Below are 18933 nucleotides of genomic sequence, written 5' to 3' on the forward strand. Positions count from 1 at the left end.
CAAGGAAGCATTTCAAGTTAGGATTCTAAATGGATTATGTCAAGGGAAATCTGCACCTCCTTGCGGCTTCGGCCCCCCGGGCCTCCAATCTGGCTCCCACCCGGGCGCCCCCCGGCGCATTCTGCCGGCACAAGACGCTCGCCGGACGCTTTGGCTCTTTTCCCAAACATCAGCAGCTGCAGATGGTAGCCAACGAATTGAACCGGGCCAGCCATCTGCTGGATGATCCCCGGGAATACCGTTACTGCCTGGAGCGCGCGCTGGAATTGCTCGATCTGCTCTCCGGTCAGATGCATTGGCGCCCCGCTCTGCGCGAGCTGCGCCGGGCGCGCCAGTTCATCGCGCAATGCTATATCGGCCCGCAGCCTGGCCTCTCTATGGCTCCAGTGACGGCCGGCCTGTATACTCTTCCCGCGTCAATCCAGGCCAGCCTGGGCCTGGCCCCCTGACGCTCCCTGAAGCCAAATCCGCACGTAGCACCAGGTGGTCGACGCAGCGGAAGGTGATCCAGGCATTGTCCACCGTGTCGCCAACGGTGCGCCAATACCCGGCGGCCAGCACCATTATCGCCAGGGCCAGCATCGGCCCGAAACGTCGCATCTGACTCGTATCGGCCATGCTCTTTTCTCCGCCCCGCCACACACTTCGGTAATATTAAAGTATTTTTCGATTTTCACCAATCATTTCATGTGCAGCGCCGCAAAAAAGGCGTATAACTAAAGCGTTGACAATGTCGCGGCAAAAGTGTAATTTCACGGAGTCTGCGAGCTGGCCCGGGTGGGCACGAAGTGTTTGCGAGTGCGCGAGCTGGCCCGGGTGGGCACGAGCATGTTGTGGGTGGGTGCGAGATTTCGGACGCGAGAAGCTTTCCGGAGGAGCGATGGATGACCAACTGACCCGCCTCAAACGGCGGGCGCAAATCCTCGGCAACCATTACCACAAATATCTTCACGTCATCGATAAAAGCTACGACGGCCTCTGCGCCCGCCTCGAGGTGTGCCGCCTCTGCGAGAGCGTCCATCTCTGGCAACGTCCCTTCGATTACCGCGCCGAGATGCGTCTGGTCGCCGGCCTGGGCCGATCCCAGGAGGAGAAGCTCGCCGACCTCGGCTGTTTCTTCGCCCTCCACTTCCTCCAGCTCAACCTCAACGCCCTCGACACCATGCTCCTCGACGTCGCCCGCGTCGAGGCCCGGCTAAGCGTCTTCCGCGCCTTCATGCTCCACGTCGGCCATGAGGTGCGCCAGCTCGTCGCCGGTTACATGACCGAGCTGCTGCGGATCTTTTTGCCCGATACCTATCCGGGCGATTTCGTCTTCATGGGCGTCGGCACGCGCTCCGACCAGGACGATATCGACGTCGGCGTCGTCGATAGCGGCCCCGAACTCCGCGGCCAGCTCACCAGCGCCATCGCCCGCCTCAACGGCGAGATGCTGCGCAAGGCCATCGTCACCCACTACCACCTTTCCGAGAACGTCTGCCGCGAGGCCTCCTTCTCCGCCTCGATCGCCGATTACAACGCCCTGCTCGATACCGAGATCCACGATTTTGTCATCATCAACGAGATGCTCGGCGCCGCGCGCATCCTCGGCAGCCGTGCGCTCTTCAGCGATTTCCTCCGCCAGGTGACCAGCCGCTACTATTTCCAGCCCGACCGGCCCGAGCTGCATAAATTCCATGAGGGCTACCTGCGCGGCATCACCGGCGAGATCCGCTCCTTCATGTTCAAGTCCTTCGCCGACGACCGCCTCGATCCCAAGGTCGACGGCCTGCGCATGATCAAGGCCAGCCTCTTCGCCGCCAAGACCATCTTCAACCTCCGCCAGGTCAACGCCTGGGCCCTGATCGACGCATTGCGCCTGCGCGACAAGCGCCGCGCCCACCTCTACGAAAAGCTCGATGTCAGCCTCACCTATCTCGAGGTCTTCCGCTTCCTCTACCACCTCCTGGTCAGCCAGGAGGAGGAGATCTATGTCGGCGATCCGGCCACGCGCGACAACCTCGCCCTCGTCGCCGGCTATATGGGCTATCAGCGGACGGGCACAGCCGCGGCCTATGACTTTTTCCTCGCCGATTATTACGCCAAGGCCCGGCTGGCCAAGGGGACGGTCCGCGAACTCCTTCCCGACGTCATCACCCATCTCGGCACCATCACCACCTTTGGCCGCCTCATGCACCGCCGCAAGGTGACCCGCTCCGGCGAGACCCGCGTCGGCAACCTCGCCGTGCGCTTCCTCGAGGAGACGAAATTCTTCCGCGGTACCCGCTTCTGGGATGATATCATCGCCGTCCTGCGCCGTGAGGATCACGCCCTCCTCGGCCGTCTCGTCAACGACCTGACCGCTGATCCGGAGCGGACCGAGGCGCTGCTGCAGGGATATATCGAGTGGGGCTGGAACTCCTTCATCGCCCTCTTCTCCTTCCTCAACCTGCTTTACCGCCATCCCGGCGGACGGCCGCTGCACCGGCGCATGGTCGAACTCTTTTTCGAACGCTCCATCGGCACCGAGATCGTCCAGCGCTTCGCCACGGTCTTTAAATATGTGCCGCACGAGGTCCATGCCTTCCTCGGCAGCCTCACCGGCGAGCAGCAGCGCCGCTTTCAGGAGATCATCGCCGGGGCGCTCTGGGACACCCGTCTCGTGCCGGCGCGCAATCGTCTCAGCTACCTCGCCGGCCTCCATTACGCCTCCTCGCGCTACCTCAAGCGCATCACCAACCGGGTGCTCGAACAACACCCCGCCGTCTACCGCCTGCTCGACGACCCCGAGCGGCTGCAGGAGTTCGGCAAGGGGCTGCTGGCGGAGATCAACCGCACCCCCGCCTACCATGAGCGGCTGCATGGCATCGCCGCCTGGCACGATTTCGAGTTCTTCCGCTGTTGCCTGCTGCTCTTCGGCAACGCCACTTCAGGCCAGATCGCCGACGAATTCATCTACTTTTCCGACACCTATATCCGCCTCCTTTATGATACCTGCAAGCAGCGGGTGGACGAGACCGGACGGCATCCGCGCCGCGAGCGGCCTGCCCTGGCGATCCTCGTCACCGGGGGGTATGGCCATATGCTCGCCTTCGACGACGACCACGACCTGATCATCCTTCTCGATTCGGAGGAGCCCGGCGACCACGCCTATTACATCGACATCCTCAAGCGCATACACCGCGAGATCAGCCGTAGCGGGATTCTGCCGCACTACCGCCTCGGCGACCATTTCGGTTCGTTCATCTGCACCCCGGCGCAGATCCGTTCGCTGCTCGGGCCGGAGAATGCGGAGCGTTTTATCGATATGTCGCAGCTGCTGGGGGCGAGGATGATCGTCGGCGGACGCCGACAGTGGGAGACTTTTTACCGGGAGATCGTGCAGGAGGTGATCCTGGCGCAGAAGGAGGCTTACATTGCGGCGATGCTGGAGGAGATCACCGGGCGGCAGCGGTTTTGCGCGCACGGCCTCGCGCCGGCTCCTGCCCACCCGCCGGCTCCCACCGGGCCGGAGGGGAGCCACGCGGCCGCGCCGGCCGGACTGAACCTCAAGGAATTACCCGGCGGCCTGCGCGACGTCGAGATGCTGCTGGACATTTTTCGCGCCCGGTTCGAGATCCACGAAAACTCGAACTACCGCCTCTTCAAAAAACTCGAGGCCATCCTGCCCGCGCACGCCGAGGCTCTCGAAGAACTCTCGCGTCACTACGAACTGCTGCGGCTGGTGCGCAATCTCAACCGCCTCGCCGTTGCGGCCGACGACCAGGTCGATCTGGAGCACCTCCACCCCGTGCTGGAGACCTGGCGGATCCGTGGACTGCGCGAGAAGCGCCCCGAGACCCTCGAGGCGCGCATTCAGCGCGAGCTGAAGAGGGGGGAGGAGATCATGCAGGAGCTGATCGGGGAGGTTTTGGTCTGAACAGGCGGGAGCCTCCAGCCTGTTATTACACCAGCGATTTCAAATATTTGCCGTATTCATTCTTCTCCAGCCGCCGAGCCTGGGCGAGCAGCTGGCCGCGGTCGATCCACCCCTTGTTGAAAGCAATCTCCTCGAGGCAGGCGATGCGGAACCCCTGCCGCTCCTGGATGGTCTTGACATAGGCCCCGGCGTCGAGCAGGCTCTCATAGGTGCCCGTGTCGAGCCAGGCATACCCGCGCCCGAGGATCTCCACCTGCAGCCGGTTGCGCTCGAGATAGACCCGGTTGACGTCGGTGATCTCGAGCTCGCCGCGCGCCGAGGGCTGAATGCTCTTCGCCACCCGCACGACCTCCTGATCATAGAAATAGAGCCCCACCACCGCGTAATTGCTCTTGGGCTGTTTCGGCTTTTCCTCGATGCTGAGGGCACGGCCGGAGGCGTCGAATTCGACGACGCCGTAGCGCTCGGGGTCCTTCACCTGATAGCCGAACACCACACCGCCACCCTCGCGCTCGATCCGCCGCACCGACGCCTCCAGCAGGCCGCTGAAATTGTGGCCATAGAAGATATTGTCGCCGAGGATGAGACAGGCGCTGTCTCCGGCAAGGAACGCCTCGCCGAGGAGAAAGGCCTCGGCCAGGCCGTTGGGGGCGGGCTGCACCTTGTAGCTGATGCTCAGACCGAATTGCGAGCCATCGCCGAGCAGCTGCTCGAAGCGCGGCAGATCCTCGGGGGTGGAGATGAGCAGGATCTCCCTCAGTCCGGCCAGCATCAGGGCGGAGAGGGGATAGTAGACCATCGGCTTGTCATAAATGGGCAGAAGCTGCTTGCTCACCGCCTGGGTGATGGGATAAAGGCGGGTGCCGGCGCCGCCGGCGAGAATGATGCCTTTCACAGGAGACTTCCTTTTTATTGAATACGTACCTGCAAACCCCCGGCTGTGCGTAGCGTGTTGCGGAACAGAAAATCTCCGCCTCGACCGGGTTTAAAATAACAAACTTTTATCTTCCATGCACCAGAAAAAATAATCTTCTAGAACGATCCGGGACGGCGCGGTAAAAGCCGGCGGGGTGGAGACGAGATGGAAGGGGGCCGCCGGGCCCGTGGGGCGGGGGCCGGATGGAGGTGGGCGCCAGCCCCTCCCGCATCCTGAAAAATAATGTGCAAAGAATGAACATTCGCTTGACTTTGACCGGCCTAACGCGTATATTAATAAGTGACGAAAAACCGCTAAATAAGTTAATTTTTTGAAATGCGGATATACTTCGTCACTTTCGACGTACCTGGGGCAGTGTTTCTCTGCGGTTTAGGGGTTGATGTGCATACGTCGACTTTATCGGTCGTACTTTAACCGCGGCGTTTTTCCAGACCGGTTCCAAGCCCGGCGGCCATCCACCCGGGCCTGGCACACGCTGGAGCGCCCACCGTTGTCCGCTTCACACAGTCCGGATAACGAGATCGGGCGCGCGTCGCAGCACTAACCGGGCAACCGGGACCACAGGGAAGTGTTGCCATGACCTCGGGCACTGTCGGCCTCTTTTTCCCCATCCGCAGCGCGGGATGCCTGCTCTCCGGCTCCCGTGCCCCGCATCGGCTCCAGCGCTACGCCTCCGGTCTTGCCAACTCCTGCTACGTTCCCGCAGCTGCCTGCAAGTCTCACGAACAAAGGAGCCTAGCATGACCAAGTATCTACTCTCCATTCTCAGACCAGGAACGCTGGCCGTACTGCTGACGTTGCTGGTTTGGCCCGCTGCCGCTGCGGTTCTCCCGTCCGCAGCGCCCGTGGTCGACGGCCAGATCACGGATTGGAACCTTACCACCGACTGGGTGTCCCAGATGCACCGCGCCTGGAAGGCCTCCAAAGAGTATCAATCCGACCTCTATCTGCGCTACGACTGCGCGACACAGACCATGTTCGTCCTGGTCCTGACCCGGACCGGCTATCCCGGCCTGCTCGATCCCACGCTCAGCTGGATCAAGGCGACCGATCTCGGCAATGCCACGATCGTTTCGGGCACCTCCGACAACAACGGCGTGCCCCCCGATTTCGCCTGGGTGGGCGTGGGTTTTGACGGCAATCCTAACCACGTTCAGGGTTTTGAAGCCTCGTTTCCACTGACACCCGGCCCCCACACCATCAAGGCGCACATCGAGATCGAAGACAGCGGCCCGCAGACTTCGGGCACGCCCACCGATGTGGCCACCAACTATACCTGCGACGCGCCTCCTCCTCCTCCGCCCACTCCGACCTATGATTTCGGCGATGCCCCCGATACCTTCGGCACCCTGCTCGCCAGCAACGGCGCCCGCCATCAGATCGTCGCCGGCTTTTACCTCGGCGCGGGGATCGATGCCGACAGCGACGGCCACCCGAATGTTGCCGCCGCGGGCGATGATGCCGCCGACAGCGGCGATGAGGACGGCGTTCAGTTCCTCACCAAACTGACCGTCTGCAAAACCGCGGTCATCAAGGTGACCGCCTCCATGGCCGGCAAGCTCGACGCCTGGTTCGACTGGAACAGCGACGGCGACTGGAATGACGCGGGCGAGCAACTCTTCGTCAGCCAGACCCTCCATGCCGGATCGAACCTGCTCCAGTTCACCGTGCCCTGCACGGCCGCCGCCTTCGCACCGGTCTACACCCGCTTCCGCTTCAGCAGGGCCGGCGGATTGACCCCGGTCGGGCTGGCCGTCGACGGCGAGGTCGAGGATTATCTGGTCCAGATCACCGAACACCACGACCCCATGGGCTATTTCTATTGCGAGACCACCGGCGAGATCCTCCCCGGCGGCCTGATCGAGGTCTCGGGCCCGGGCGAGGTCATCATCCTTCATGACGGCAGCACGGGATATTATGAATTCATCACCGACGGCACGGCCGGCGTCTATACCATGACCGTTACGCCCCCGGCCGGCTATCCCCTCAGCACCAGCTGCCTGCCGCAGGCTGGACCCCTGGATCCCTCCGGCCAGCCCGATCCCTATGTCCTGGGCTCCGGCCCCGACGCTGCCGGAACGCACTTGCTCGACTATTCCTGCCCCGGAAATCCCTATTATGTCAGCTTTAATCTTGCGCCGGGCGATCCCTTGATCCATTTCAATAATATCCCCCTGCAATGCCCGCAGGAACCAACCCGGCCGCAGGTCGGCATCCACATCAAAAAGTACACCAACGGCCAGGATGCCGATACCCCCTCCGGACCGGTCCTGCTCCTCGACGACACCGTGACCTGGACCTATGATGTCAACGGCATCTTCGAGCCGCAGTCGGAGGCCGCTATCGACGATGTTCAGGTGGTGGATGACAACGGCACCCCCGCCACTACCCTCGACGATTTCAGCCCCGCCTATGTCAGCGGCGATGACGGAGACGGGCTGCTCGAACCCGGCGAGACCTGGCATTACCAGGCTACCGGCCATGCCCAGCTCGGCCAGTATGCCAACCTCGGCTCGGTGACCGGCCGCTTCTGCTGGCCGGCGGAGTCCGCGCCGGGCGCCGAGTTCCCCGAAATGGAGTGCGACACCCTCCGCGCCAGCGACCCCAGCCACTATTACGGCGAGCTGCGCAACACCGTCAAGCCCGACGATTTCGTCGTCGCCCTGACCTTCAAGACCGCCTCCGGACAGGCCGTGGGCGACGTCCTCGCCTATCTGCAGGTGCCCGGTGAGCAGGAGTGGAAGGTCCTCAGCAGCGCCGAGATCAGCCTGCTCTGGGGCCGCCATCCCCACAACGCCCTCTTCCGCGGCCTCTTCCCGGTCCCGGGCGGCACCTATCACTTCAAATTCATCGCGCCCGCGGGCTATCAGTTTGCCGGACCGGACGGGATGGATCTGGACGTGCCGGATGCCAGCGCCTATTACTCCGTCACCGGTCATGAGTTCATCCTGAATCCGACGGCGGGCGCGGTCGCGGCCGCACCGGCTACGACGCCTGCGGTGGCCGCCAACGCCCTGGTGCTGGTCCAGGGCTCCCCGGCGCACCGCAGCGAATCCTGGAGCAAGGCGGTGGATGGCGTGACCGCCGGCTGGGAGGGCACCGCCACCGTCCGTCCCGATGACTCGGGCGCGGCCTGGGCGCTCTTCCGCTTCGGCGACGAGCAGCTCTATCGCTTCAATTATATCACCCTGCAGACCGACAACGGCGTGGACGACGATGCGGTCGCCGACCGCCAGGCGGTGCGTTTCGAGGTGCTGGTCTCGACGACCGGGACTGAGCCCGGCGATTTCACCAGCGCCGGCGCCTTCCGGGTCAAGCATCCCGAGATGACCTGGTACCGTCTCAACAGCACCGTGGCCGCCAAATATGTCCTGCTCAAGGTCACCGAGCCGAAATGGGGCGACGGCGGCTGGATGCAGGTGGTCGAGTTCGGCGTCAATACCTCCGAGCGCAAGGGAGCGGTTCCGGCGGAAGCCACGGCCGAGACGGCTGCGGTTACGGCCGTGCCGGCGGCGCATGCCCTCCAGACCAACTATCCCAATCCCTTCAATCCGGAGACGACGATCTCCTGGCAGCTGGCCGAAACCGCGCTGGTCTCGGTACGCATCTACAACCTCACCGGCGAGGAGGTGGCCGTGCTCGTCAACCAGGAACAGCCGGCGGGATACTACAAGGTGACCTGGAACGCGGCCGCGCTGCCTTCGGGTCTCTATTTCTGCCGCTTCAATGCCGGCAGCACCACCGCCGTCAAGCGGATGCTCCTGCTCAAGTAAAGAGAGGGGCTTCGCGCTCCTGACCCGGAGGTCAGGAGTAGATCCACCCGAGTCCTCAAGGCCGGGAGCATGGCGGGGGGGCATGCTCCGGCCTCACTTGTTCCCGCCCACCGGGGGGTGGGAGGGAACGGAACAACCTCCGCACTTGTACCCACCGGCGCGGCAGGGGCCGTAACAAAAAAAGGCGCTGATTTTCAGCGCCTTTTTTTATTGGGGGCCGCAGCCCCGCGGGCCTGTCCGGCTCCTTCAGCTACGGCTAGCGGAGCGTGACCAGGGGATGCTGCCGCAGCGGATCCGGCTGGACCGGATGGGCGTGGCGGATGCGATGCGCGATCTCGACCGAGGTGCGCGCCTCGTTGATGCCAAAGCCGCGCCCGGCGAGGGTCTCCTCATAGACCCGGGTATGCAGATCGGTGAATCCCTCCGAGAACTCGACCTCCTCGCCGTCCACCTGCACCGAGCGGAAGGTCGACTTGCCGGCCGCGGCCGCCGCGCCGGGCAGATCGCCGCGGTCGATCGAGAGGTACCAGCGCACCCGCGCCCGCTCCAGCTCGAGCCAGCCGGCGGCGCGGCGTTCCTCCGCGAGATGGACCTCCAGCCCCTGCACCGGCCCAAAGATCCAGGCGAGCATGTCGAAAAAGTGGATGCCGATGTTGGTAGCGATCCCGCCCGATTTGTGCACATCCCCCTTCCAGGAGAAATCGTACCAGCGGCCGCGCGAGGTGATATAGCTCAGCTCGACCTCGTGGATGCGGCCGGCCGGCTCGGCGGCGATACGGTCGTGCAGCGCCACCAGGGCGGGATGGACGCGCAGCTGCAGGATAGTATAGACGCGGCGGCCGCTCTCGCGCTCGAGTTCGCTGAGGACGTCGAGGTTCCAGGGGTTGAGCACCAGCGGTTTTTCGCAGATCGCGTCGGCGCCGATGCGCAGGGCGAAGCGGATGTGCGCGTCGTGGAGATAATTGGGCGAGCAGATGGTGACATAGTGGATGCGCTGCGCCTCGCCGAGGCGGCGCAGTTTCTCGGCATGGCGGTCGAAGCGCTCGAACTCGGTGAAGAAATCGACATCCGCGAACCAGCGGTCGAGAATGCCGACCGAGTCGCTGCGGTCGCAGGCGGCGACCAGGGTGTGGCCGGTGTCGCGGATGGCTTGGAGATGGCGCGGGGCGATATAGCCGGCGGCGCCGATGAGGGCAAAATTTTTCATGGATGCATTCTCCCGGATGAATACCGGCTCTAATATATTGCATTCCAGCCAAAAAGACAACGGCAAAATCGCTGCGGATGCGCCCCGAAATCCGGCTCCCTCCCGGCCCATCCTGCCCTCGCGCCCGCCAGGCACCACGGTGGGCACGAGAGTTCGGGGGATCCCCGGCCGACGCCTGCTTTCCGGCTCCCGCCAGGCGCCAGGGTGGGCACGAGAGTTCGGCGGATTCCCGGCCGACCGCTGCGCTGCAGCCGTGTTTTTGCCCTCGCGCCCACCCGGCCGACGCCCGCTACCTGGTTCTCGCCAGGCGCCAGGGTGGGCACGAGAGTCCGGTGGATCCCCGGCCGACAGCTGCGCTACAGCCGTGTTTTTCTCCGCGGGTTCTCGCCCGGCGCCATCCGCCATACAAAATATTTTTTGCCGGCCTGTTGACTTTGATGCTGATTTTTCTTACCATCAGGAAAAGGAATGTTGACCGGAGCAGACGGCCATGAAAACGATGCGTATCCCCCTCTCCATCCTCGTGCTGCTGCTGCAGAGCCAGGTGATTCATGCCCAGTGGCAGCATACCAACGGGCCCTACGGCGGCGTGATTAACGCCCTGACCTTCTCGGGTGCCGACTTGCTCGTCGGAACCAGGGGCGGAGGGGTGTTTCGCTCCTCCGATAATGGCACCACCTGGGCCGCCCTCAACAGCGGCTTGACCGACAAAGAGATCACCGCCATCGCCGCAAAAGGTGCAATCCTCATGGTCGGGACCGGTAGTGGCGGGGTGTTCGTTCCTTCCGAGACGGAGGCGAACGGCTGGCAGCCCACCAACCAGGGCCTCTCAAACCAAAAAATCCGCGCCCTGGCCATCAAGGACAACAATACGATCTTTGCCGGCACCGAAGGCGGCGGCGTCTTCCGGTCAACGGATGGCGGCATGAGCTGGCAAACGGTCAGTTCCGGCCTGGCCAATCCCAACGTCAGCGCCCTGTACCTCAATGGCAGCAACCTCTACGCCGGCTATGCTACCAACGGCATCTCGCTCTCCACCGATGACGGCGCTTCCTGGAAGTTCATCAGCACCGGCCTGCCCATGGCCAGGATCAATTGCATCTATTCCAAAGGGACAGCTCTCTATGCCGGAGTCGGGCAGGGCGGCAACAGCAAGTTCGGCTTGTACGTATCGGCCAACAACGGCTCTACCTGGAAAAAGCTCAACGGTAACTGGCCCAGCGATATGCCGGTCACGGCCATGACCGCCAATGGCGACTATCTCATCGCCGGCGGCGGTTTCTGCGTCAGCTTTTCAAAGGACAACGGCGCCAGCTGGCAGTATGCGGGCAGCGCCTCACCCGGATCGGCCAATGCCCTGGCGGTCGGACCGCTCGGCCTCTACGTCGGCACCGAAAAAGGCGTTTTTTTGAGTACCAGCGAGACCAGTGTCGCGCCGGCCCATACCGGCATGACCTGCGGTGCGGTCAAGGCCTTTGCGGCGAAAGACGGGCTCCTCTATGCCGCCGAGAACGGCGGTGGCGTCTTTACATCCCCGGACCACGGAGCGAGCTGGACGGCCCTTAACGGCGGTCTGCGCGTCATCGACATCAACGCGGTGTGCGTGCTCGATACCCTGCTCCTGGCCGCCAACCACAACGGCGTCTATCTTTTCCATCCGGAGTTTCAGGGCTGGCCCGAGAGCGGCATTGCCGATAATCCCTGCTGCACCCAGTGCCTCATCGTCAAGGCGGGAAAAATCTATGCCGGTACCGCCAACGGCGTCCATGTATCGCTCAGCCGAGGCCAGGGCTGGTCCAGCCTGGGTCTGGCCGACCGCTTCGTCTATGCCCTGGCATTCAGCGGCGCCAATCTCTGGGCCGCAACCGGCAGCGGCATTTTTATGTCGATCAATGGCGGCTCCACCTGGAGCGGCGCCGGCCTGACCGGTTATTACGTGACAAGTCTCGCCACCATGGGGACGCTGATCTTCGCCGGGACCGAGGGCAGCGGTGTTTACCTCTCCACCGACAATGGAGTCAACTGGACCGTAATCAAGGCGGATCAGCAGTCGCCGCCGCATGTCTATGCCCTGGTCGTCCAGGACTCGGTGCTCTATGCCGGGGCCCGGGATGGCGTCTATGTCTATTCCCACGCCGGAACGAAATGGAAGGGGAGTAACACAGGCCTTCAGGATCGACGCGTCTATTCGCTGTTCATCCTGGACAATGACCTGTACGCCGGCACCGACGACGGCGTCTGGCGGCGGCCGCTCGCGGAGATGACCACAGCCGTAAACCACTGGGTTGCGGATGGTCCCCGGGAATTTACGCTGTCGCAAAACTATCCCAATCCCTTCAATCCCTCAACCACCATCCGTTTTACGCTCCCCCAGGCTGCTGACGTCTCGCTGATCATCTATAATGAAAGGGGGGAGGTGGTTGCGGATCTGGTCGAGCGGAGGATGGCCGCCGGCAGCCATCAGGCTGTCTGGAATGCCACTGCAGCCGCCGGCGGAGACTATTTTTGCCGGATGAAGGCGGATCATTTCAGCGCGACCCGCAAGCTCGTGTTGCTGCATTAGCACCTGCATGGGCAACCGGTACACCAAACCACGCTGGCAGGGACGCGTGGCGGCAAAACCGCATAAAACGATAAAAATTGCTTGAATAATTAAATTTTTATGCTATATTATCGTATCTGACTACTGCGCCAGCACGGTCGATCACATCCAGGGCATGGCAGCTTCTGTTCGGCAACGGGGCGGGGATGAGATTGGTGACTTGGGGACACAACCACGCGCTTTAAACGCCTCACTTCAGCAGAATCGCCAGCAAGAACTCTGGTTGGGCAGGGAAGAGGTAAAGTGACCGGCGCCGCCAGGCGCCCGGGGTGTTCTTGATGGTATGGTATTTGCTTTCGTCTTACTCCTGAATAATTGGACTCATTTTAGCGGTTTTTGTAGCTAATACAGCGCCCAAGTGTATCGATAGAGTACACCTGTTCCTTTTCAAACATCGCTTCAGGTGCCGCGAGAAAAGGGATTTTTTTGTGGCGATCCTGGAGTGACAGGGCATCGCTTTGTCTTCTCCTCTCGCTCACGCCCTGAGCCACCTTCTCGCTCCCGCCCTGAGCCACCTTCTCGCTCCTGCCCGCACCACCTCTCGTTCCCACCCGGTGGTTTCCCGGGTGGGAACGGCAGTCCCACAAACAAGGAACGCATCATGAAACACCTGCACCGCATCTTTCTGATCCTGCTCATCTTCGCCGCCATTGTCAGTCCCCAGGAGCGCCGCATCAAGGCCGGCGACGGCATCGAGATCGTCGTCTATGGCCACCAGGAACTCTCCCGCATCGTCACCGTCTCCCCCCAGGGCACCATCGACTTTCCCTTCATGCAGAATCTCCCGGTCGACGGCCTCACCCTGGAGAAGCTGCGCGAGATCGTCGTCGCCCAGCTCTCGCGCTACCTCGATACCTTCCCCGTGGTCACCCTCAATTTCGCCAAAAGCAACGTCATCAACATCAATATCATGGGCATGGTCAAGCAGCCCGGCATCCGCCAGATGCCCCTCGCTTCCAACCTCCAGGGGGCGATCGCCGCGGCCGGCGGGCCCATGTCCGGCGCGCGCCTCAGCGAGGTGCAGCTGCTGCGCGGCGAGCCCGGCAAGATGGCCACCACCCGCTATGACCTGCGCAAATTCCTGCTCGAGGGCGATCTCAAGCAGAATCCGGTTCTCGCCGAAGGCGACATCATCATGGTCACCAGCGGCGAGCTGCTCGACAACGTCAAGGTGATCGGCGAGGTCCGCCTGCCCGGGGTCTTTGAAGAATTCACCAGCGCCACGGTGATCGACATGATCATGCGCGCCGGCGGGCCGACCGCCAATGCCGATGTCAAAAAGATCCGCTACGTCTCCCCGTCGCGCAAGAAGCAGACCGAATACCGCATCAACCTCGAGCAGTATCTCGCCGCCACTGGTACTTATCCCAACCCCGAGGTCAAGGCCGGGGACATCATCTATATCCCGAAAAAGCCGGCCGGCTGGCAGTCCTTTCTCCCCTATGTCAGCACCATTTCCAGCCTGCTGATCAGCATCTATTACGTCGTTTTAATCCGCAATAATTAGCATCCGGCCGGCCGCCCTCGCGCCGCCGGCCGTCACTGCATCGGAGTACGCATGCCTCCTGATATCCCCAATGACAGCGCCATTGAGCGCGAATGGACCCTGCAGGACTATATCAATCTCTTTCTCCGCCGCAAGTTCTCCATTCTTGTAACGGCGCTGCTGATCTTTGCCGCCGCCGCCGTCTATACCTTCATCCGCCCGCCGCAGTACTACTCCTCCGCCACCTTTATTATCGAGAGCCCGAATATGGGCCTGGGCAGCCTGCTCGGCAGCCAGTCTAGCGCCCGGGCGCTCGCCGAGCCGGGCCGGCCGCTGGAATTCTACCAGGCCCTGCTCGAAAGCCAGGCCTACCAGGAGCAGCTCTGGCAGCAGGCCCGCGGCGACAGCATCATTCTCGCCAGCGGCATGACCGGCGAGGAGTTCCACCGCTTCCTGCAAAAGAACATCAAGCTGACCACCGACAAGACCGAACTGGTCAAGCTCGGGGTGACGGCCAAATCGCCCCAGCTGGCCTGGCGTCTCGCCGACCTCGCCATCACGGTCTTCAAGCTGCGCTGCAAGCAGATCGAGCTGGAGGAGACCCGCAACGTCGTCGACTATGTCGACAAGCAGAAAGAGATCTCGCGCGGCAAGCTCGAGGATGCCGAGCGCTCACTGCAGGAATTCAACGAGTCGACCAGCTTTGCCGTCAGCGATGAGGATGGCGGGCTGCTGAAAAAGCTGGTCGAGCTGGAGAGCGGCCTGGCCGAGGTGCAGTCGCAGCGCGAGCTGGCCGAGGCCAACATCGCCGCCTACAACCAGCGCCTCAACGATCTCAAGGCCCCCAATACCCCCGAGCTGAACGACATCGACACCCCCCGCACCAAGGAGCTGCGCAGCCGCCTCGACCGGCTGATCGAGGAGCGCACCCAGCTGGCTGGCGCCGGGACGCGCAGCGTCAAGGCGGTCTCCCTGGATCAGCAGATCGACGAGGTGCGCAACCAGCTCTACCAGGCCATCCTCGAGACCACGCCGGGCAAGGATGCCGGCGCCTATCTCAACCAGAACCTCTGGGAGGAGATCCGCCAGAACCGCATCAAGGAGGAGCTGCAGCTCTACATGCTGCGCAACCGCGAGCGTTTTTTTCAGCGCCAGGTGGCCACCTACCGCCGCGAAAATCCCAAACTGGTCGAGCGCGCCATCGAGATGACCCGGTTGCAGCGCTCCAAAAAGGTCTACGAGGACATGTTCGCCATCCTGCTCGAAAAGGGCGAGGAGGCGCGCATCAAGTCGGCCACCGGCACCGGCGGCATCCGCATCCTCGACAGCCCGGTTATGCCGCAGCGGCCTGTGCCCGCCCATGTGCCGCGCAATCTCGCCGTCGGGCTGATGCTCGGCCTCGGCCTGGGGTTCGGCCTCGCCATGTTGCGCGATTATCTCGACAACACCATCCGCAGCCAGGATGAGCTGACGCGTCATACCGGGCTGGCGGTAATGGGGGCGGTCGCCGAGATCAAGGTGAAGGATCCCGCCGGCCGCAAGCCGGTCCGGCCGGCGCAAGTTGAGGAGGCCGAAACGACGGGGCCCGCGGCTTATGCTTTTTCGAGCAACGGCTATACCGGCCATCTCATCTCCCAGATGAAGCCGCGCGAGCCGGTGGTGGATGCCTACCGCACCTTGCGCACCAACCTCCAGTTCGCCAGCGTCGACCAGCCCATCAGCGCTCTGCTGGTCACCAGCGCCCTGCCGGGTGAAGGCAAGACCCTCTCCACGGCCAATATTGCCATCAGCTTCGCAGAACTGGGCCAGCGGGTGCTGATCATCGACGGCGACATGCGCAAGCCCAGGCAGCACACCCTCTTCGGATTAAAGAGCACGCCGGGCCTGGCGGATTGCATGGCGCGGGGGCTCAGCGCCGGACAGGTGATCTACCAGACCAGCGTGCCCAATCTGCGCCTGGTCCCCTGCGGCACCATCCCGCCCAATCCAGCGGAGATGATCGCCAGCCAGCGCATGGGGGATTTCATCGCCCAGTGCCGGATGATGTTCGATCTGGTGGTTATCGACGCCCCGCCGGTGCGGCTGGTTACCGACCCGCTGCTCTTCGCTGCCAAGGCCACCCATGTGCTGCTAGTGGTCAAGGCCAACTCGACCCAGATGCGCGATGTGCAGGAAGCCTCCGCGCTCATGCGCCGGGCGCAGACGCCCATCCTGGGAGTATTGTTCAACTATGTCAAGACAACGCGGGGATATGGGGATTATCACCGGTATAACCATTATTATGACAGCTTTTCCACCAAAAGCAAATAGCCGATACGGACGGATCTGAACATGTTCAAAAACAAAACCCTGTTGATCACCGGTGGCACCGGCTCATTCGGCAATGCGGTATTGAAGCGCTTTCTCGATACGGACATCAAAGAAATTCGTGTCTTCAGCCGGGACGAGAAAAAGCAGGAGGACATGCGCATCGCCCTGAAGAACCCCAAGCTCAAATTCTATATCGGCGATGTGCGCGAATACAGCAGCGTAGCCAACGCCATTCAGGGCGTGGATTACATCTTTCATGCCGCTGCGCTCAAACAGGTGCCCTCCTGTGAATTCTATCCCATGGAAGCGATCCGCACCAATGTGCTCGGTGCGGAAAACGTCCTCAATGCCGCGGCAAATCATGGCGTCGAAAAGCTCATCGTCTTGAGCACCGACAAAGCGGTCTATCCGATCAATGCCATGGGCATGTCCAAGGCCTTGATGGAAAAACTCATGCTCGCCAAGGCTAGAGTTTCGGCCGGCAAGACCATCTTTTGCGGCACCCGTTATGGCAACGTCATGGGCTCGCGCGGCTCGGTGATTCCTCTCTTCATATCGCAAATCCAGGAAAAGAAACCCATCACCATCACCGACCCCAACATGACGCGGTTCATGATGTCCCTCGATGACGCGGTGGATCTGGTCCTGTACGCCTATAAAAACGGTCATCAGGGTGACCGCTTTGTCCAAAAGGCTCCGGCGGCGACCATCGAGACCCTGGCCAAAGCCCTGATCGAATTGTTTGCCAGCAAAACCGAAATCCGCACGATCGGCACGCGTCACGGTGAAAAGCTGCACGAGACCCTGCTCACACGAGAAGAAAAGGCCATCGCCCATGATTGTGGCCAATACTATCGCGTGCCGGCCGATACCCGGGATCTGAATTACAACAAGTATTTTGTCGAAGGAGAGGTCACAATCAGCCGGGCGGACGACTATAATTCCAGCAACACCTACCGGCTCAATGTGGAAGAGACCAAAGAGCTGCTGCTCAAGCTGGATTTTGTTCAGGAAGCGCTGAAACCGTGACGTATGCCCCGAAAATGCCGGACAGACCGGTTTTCATCCAGGGCGGTCAGCACAGCGACGATCGCGGCGCCATCGCCTTTGCCAATGATGTTCGCCTCGATCCGGTCCGCCGGTTTTATTTCATTACAAATCATACAACCGATATTATTCGCGCCTGGCAGGGACACAAACGCGAGACCAAGTACTTTTACGCCGTGGAGGGAGAGTTTGTCGTCGCGGCGGTGCGGCTGGATGATTTTGCAGACCCCTCGCCGGATCTTCAGGCGGAGAGCTTTATTCTCAAGACCGGCAAGCCGGGTGTCTTGATTGTGCCGCCGGGTCATGCCAACGGCATGCGGGCATTGACCGTGCCGAACAAGCTGCTCGTGCTTTCGGATCTGTTGCTGGAAGACAGCAGTGAGGATATCTATCGCTTTCCCGCCCATCTCTGGTTCGACTGGCACTTGCTGAAAGAAAAGGGCCATGGGCAATAGGATCCGGGTGGGCATCACCGGGCAGGCCGGATTTATCGGCTCCCATCTCTATAACTATCTGGGGCTCTTTGATACCATTGAGCGTATCCCTTTTCAGGACGAATATTTTCAGAATGATTCAAGGCTGAGACAATTCGCCGCCTCCTGTGATGCGATCGTTCACCTGGCTGCGGTCAACCGCCACGCTGATCCTGAAAGCCTGGCCGAAACCAATATCCGCCTGGTGCGCCAGCTGATTAACGCCATGGAAGCGGTGGATGCGACGCCGCATCTACTGTTTTCCTCTTCCATTCAGGAACGGCGCGACAACCCCTATGGCCGCTCTAAGAAGGCCGGCCGGCAGATGCTGATAGAATGGGCTGAAAAGCATCATGCGGCCTTTACCGGTCTGGTGATCCCCAATGTTTTTGGCCCGTTTGGCAGGCCCTTTTACAATTCCGTGGTTGCCACTTTTTCCCATCAGCTGGTGAACGGTCTTGAACCGAAAATCGAGATCGATGCCGAACTGCCGCTCATCTATGTCAACGACCTGGCCGCTGCCATTCGGCGAATCATTGAAAAACGGGAAACTGCACAGGAACTGGAGATCAAGGAAACCGCAACAGCCAAAGTAACCGACCTCTTTGCCAGACTTGGCGCTTTCAAAAAAAGTTATTTGACGGATGGCTTTATACCGGATCTCTCCGATTATTTCGATCTCTGCTTGTTCAATACCTTTCGCAGTTATCTTCCGCATGATTTTTTCCCTCGAAAATATACTCTTCATGCCGACAATCGCGGACATTTCGTCGAGCTGGTGAAAACGCCCAATGGCGGACAGACGTCATTCTCGACCACGCGGCCTGGCATCACCCGTGGCAACCACTTTCACACCCGCAAAGTGGAACGATTTATGGTTATTAAAGGCCAGGCGGAGATCCGGCTTCGCCGCATCGGTACCGATCAGGTGATAACATACCAGCTTGCCGGTGACCAGCCTGCCTTTGCCGACATTCCGGTCTGGCATACCCACAACATTACCAACATCGGGCCGGAAGACCTATACACTGTGTTCTGGATCAACGAACTCTACAACCCCGCTGATCCCGACACCTTTTTTGAAAATGTTTGATTTCCTGAATTTTCTCTTGCTATCAATGTAATAAGCAATTAATTTTCTCACGTTCTCACGTTCTCACGTTCTCACGTTCTCACGTTCTCACGTTCTCACGTTCTCAC

At 61.4% G+C, this 18933-nt stretch carries 11 protein-coding genes; 9 read left to right on the top strand and 2 right to left on the bottom strand.

Annotation, left to right across the window (positions count from 1 at the left end):
- Positions 1 to 29: 29 nt before the first annotated feature.
- Both PLH32_07395 and PLH32_07400 read left to right on the top strand, forming a co-directional pair.
- On the top strand, positions 30 to 449 hold the full coding sequence (locus tag PLH32_07395) for a hypothetical protein (protein HQJ64422.1): 420 nt from the start codon (positions 30 to 32) through the stop codon (positions 447 to 449).
- Between the two features lie 431 nt (positions 450 to 880).
- Positions 881 to 3898, top strand: a complete 3018-nt coding sequence (locus PLH32_07400; protein HQJ64423.1) for a hypothetical protein — start codon at positions 881 to 883, stop codon at positions 3896 to 3898.
- A gap of 25 nt (positions 3899 to 3923) precedes the next feature.
- Here the strand turns inward: PLH32_07400 and rfbA are convergent, their stop codons facing one another.
- Positions 3924 to 4793 (bottom strand): glucose-1-phosphate thymidylyltransferase RfbA, encoded by an 870-nt coding sequence (gene rfbA / locus PLH32_07405; protein ID HQJ64424.1) that lies wholly within the window; start codon positions 4791 to 4793, stop codon positions 3924 to 3926.
- A gap of 782 nt (positions 4794 to 5575) precedes the next feature.
- On the opposite strand from rfbA, the gene PLH32_07410 reads away from it, so the two are divergent.
- On the top strand, positions 5576 to 8608 hold the full coding sequence (locus PLH32_07410) for a T9SS type A sorting domain-containing protein (GenBank protein ID HQJ64425.1): 3033 nt from the start codon (positions 5576 to 5578) through the stop codon (positions 8606 to 8608).
- A 256-nt stretch (positions 8609 to 8864) separates the two neighbouring features.
- Here PLH32_07410 and PLH32_07415 read toward each other — a convergent pair whose 3' ends face one another.
- Positions 8865 to 9815, bottom strand: a complete 951-nt coding sequence (locus tag PLH32_07415) for a Gfo/Idh/MocA family oxidoreductase (GenBank protein ID HQJ64426.1) — start codon at positions 9813 to 9815, stop codon at positions 8865 to 8867.
- A 490-nt stretch (positions 9816 to 10305) separates the two neighbouring features.
- Between PLH32_07415 and PLH32_07420 the strand changes: the two genes are divergently transcribed.
- The 6 genes from PLH32_07420 (at position 10306) to PLH32_07445 (ending at position 18826) form a co-directional block, all read left to right on the top strand.
- Positions 10306 to 12378 (top strand): hypothetical protein, encoded by a 2073-nt coding sequence (locus PLH32_07420; GenBank protein ID HQJ64427.1) that lies wholly within the window; start codon positions 10306 to 10308, stop codon positions 12376 to 12378.
- 640 nt (positions 12379 to 13018) lie between these two features.
- On the top strand, positions 13019 to 13924 hold the full coding sequence (locus PLH32_07425; GenBank protein HQJ64428.1) for a polysaccharide biosynthesis/export family protein: 906 nt from the start codon (positions 13019 to 13021) through the stop codon (positions 13922 to 13924).
- A gap of 51 nt (positions 13925 to 13975) precedes the next feature.
- The gene (locus PLH32_07430; protein ID HQJ64429.1) at positions 13976 to 16213 is read left to right on the top strand and encodes a polysaccharide biosynthesis tyrosine autokinase; all 2238 of its coding nucleotides are present in this window, start codon (positions 13976 to 13978) and stop codon (positions 16211 to 16213) included.
- Between the two features lie 21 nt (positions 16214 to 16234).
- Positions 16235 to 17242 carry a polysaccharide biosynthesis protein gene (locus PLH32_07435; protein HQJ64430.1) on the top strand — a complete coding sequence of 336 codons (1008 nt, stop codon included), beginning with the start codon at positions 16235 to 16237 and terminating at the stop codon, positions 17240 to 17242.
- The gene (locus PLH32_07440; protein ID HQJ64431.1) at positions 17239 to 17715 is read left to right on the top strand and encodes a hypothetical protein; all 477 of its coding nucleotides are present in this window, start codon (positions 17239 to 17241) and stop codon (positions 17713 to 17715) included. The genes PLH32_07435 and PLH32_07440 overlap by 4 nt, the downstream gene beginning before the upstream one ends.
- Positions 17705 to 18826: an NAD-dependent epimerase/dehydratase family protein gene (locus PLH32_07445; protein ID HQJ64432.1), complete on the top strand. Its 1122-nt coding sequence runs from the start codon at positions 17705 to 17707 to the stop codon at positions 18824 to 18826. Before PLH32_07440 ends, PLH32_07445 begins: the two co-directional genes overlap by 11 nt.
- Positions 18827 to 18933: the final 107 nt, after the last annotated feature.

Source organism: bacterium (assembly GCA_035419245.1).
In the GTDB taxonomy this organism is placed as follows: Bacteria; Zhuqueibacterota; Zhuqueibacteria; order Residuimicrobiales; family Residuimicrobiaceae; genus JAKPUX01.

Coding starts and splice junctions, on each gene's coding strand:
- PLH32_07420 (HQJ64427.1), top strand. CDS start 10,306: ATGAAAACGATGCGTATCCCCCTCTCCATCCTCGTGCTGCTGCTGCAG.
- PLH32_07425 (HQJ64428.1), top strand. CDS start 13,019: ATGAAACACCTGCACCGCATCTTTCTGATCCTGCTCATCTTCGCCGCC.
- PLH32_07435 (HQJ64430.1), top strand. CDS start 16,235: ATGTTCAAAAACAAAACCCTGTTGATCACCGGTGGCACCGGCTCATTC.
- PLH32_07430 (HQJ64429.1), top strand. CDS start 13,976: ATGCCTCCTGATATCCCCAATGACAGCGCCATTGAGCGCGAATGGACC.
- PLH32_07445 (HQJ64432.1), top strand. CDS start 17,705: ATGGGCAATAGGATCCGGGTGGGCATCACCGGGCAGGCCGGATTTATC.
- PLH32_07395 (HQJ64422.1), top strand. CDS start 30: ATGGATTATGTCAAGGGAAATCTGCACCTCCTTGCGGCTTCGGCCCCC.
- PLH32_07410 (HQJ64425.1), top strand. CDS start 5,576: ATGACCAAGTATCTACTCTCCATTCTCAGACCAGGAACGCTGGCCGTA.
- PLH32_07415 (HQJ64426.1), bottom strand. CDS start 9,815: ATGAAAAATTTTGCCCTCATCGGCGCCGCCGGCTATATCGCCCCGCGC.
- PLH32_07400 (HQJ64423.1), top strand. CDS start 881: ATGGATGACCAACTGACCCGCCTCAAACGGCGGGCGCAAATCCTCGGC.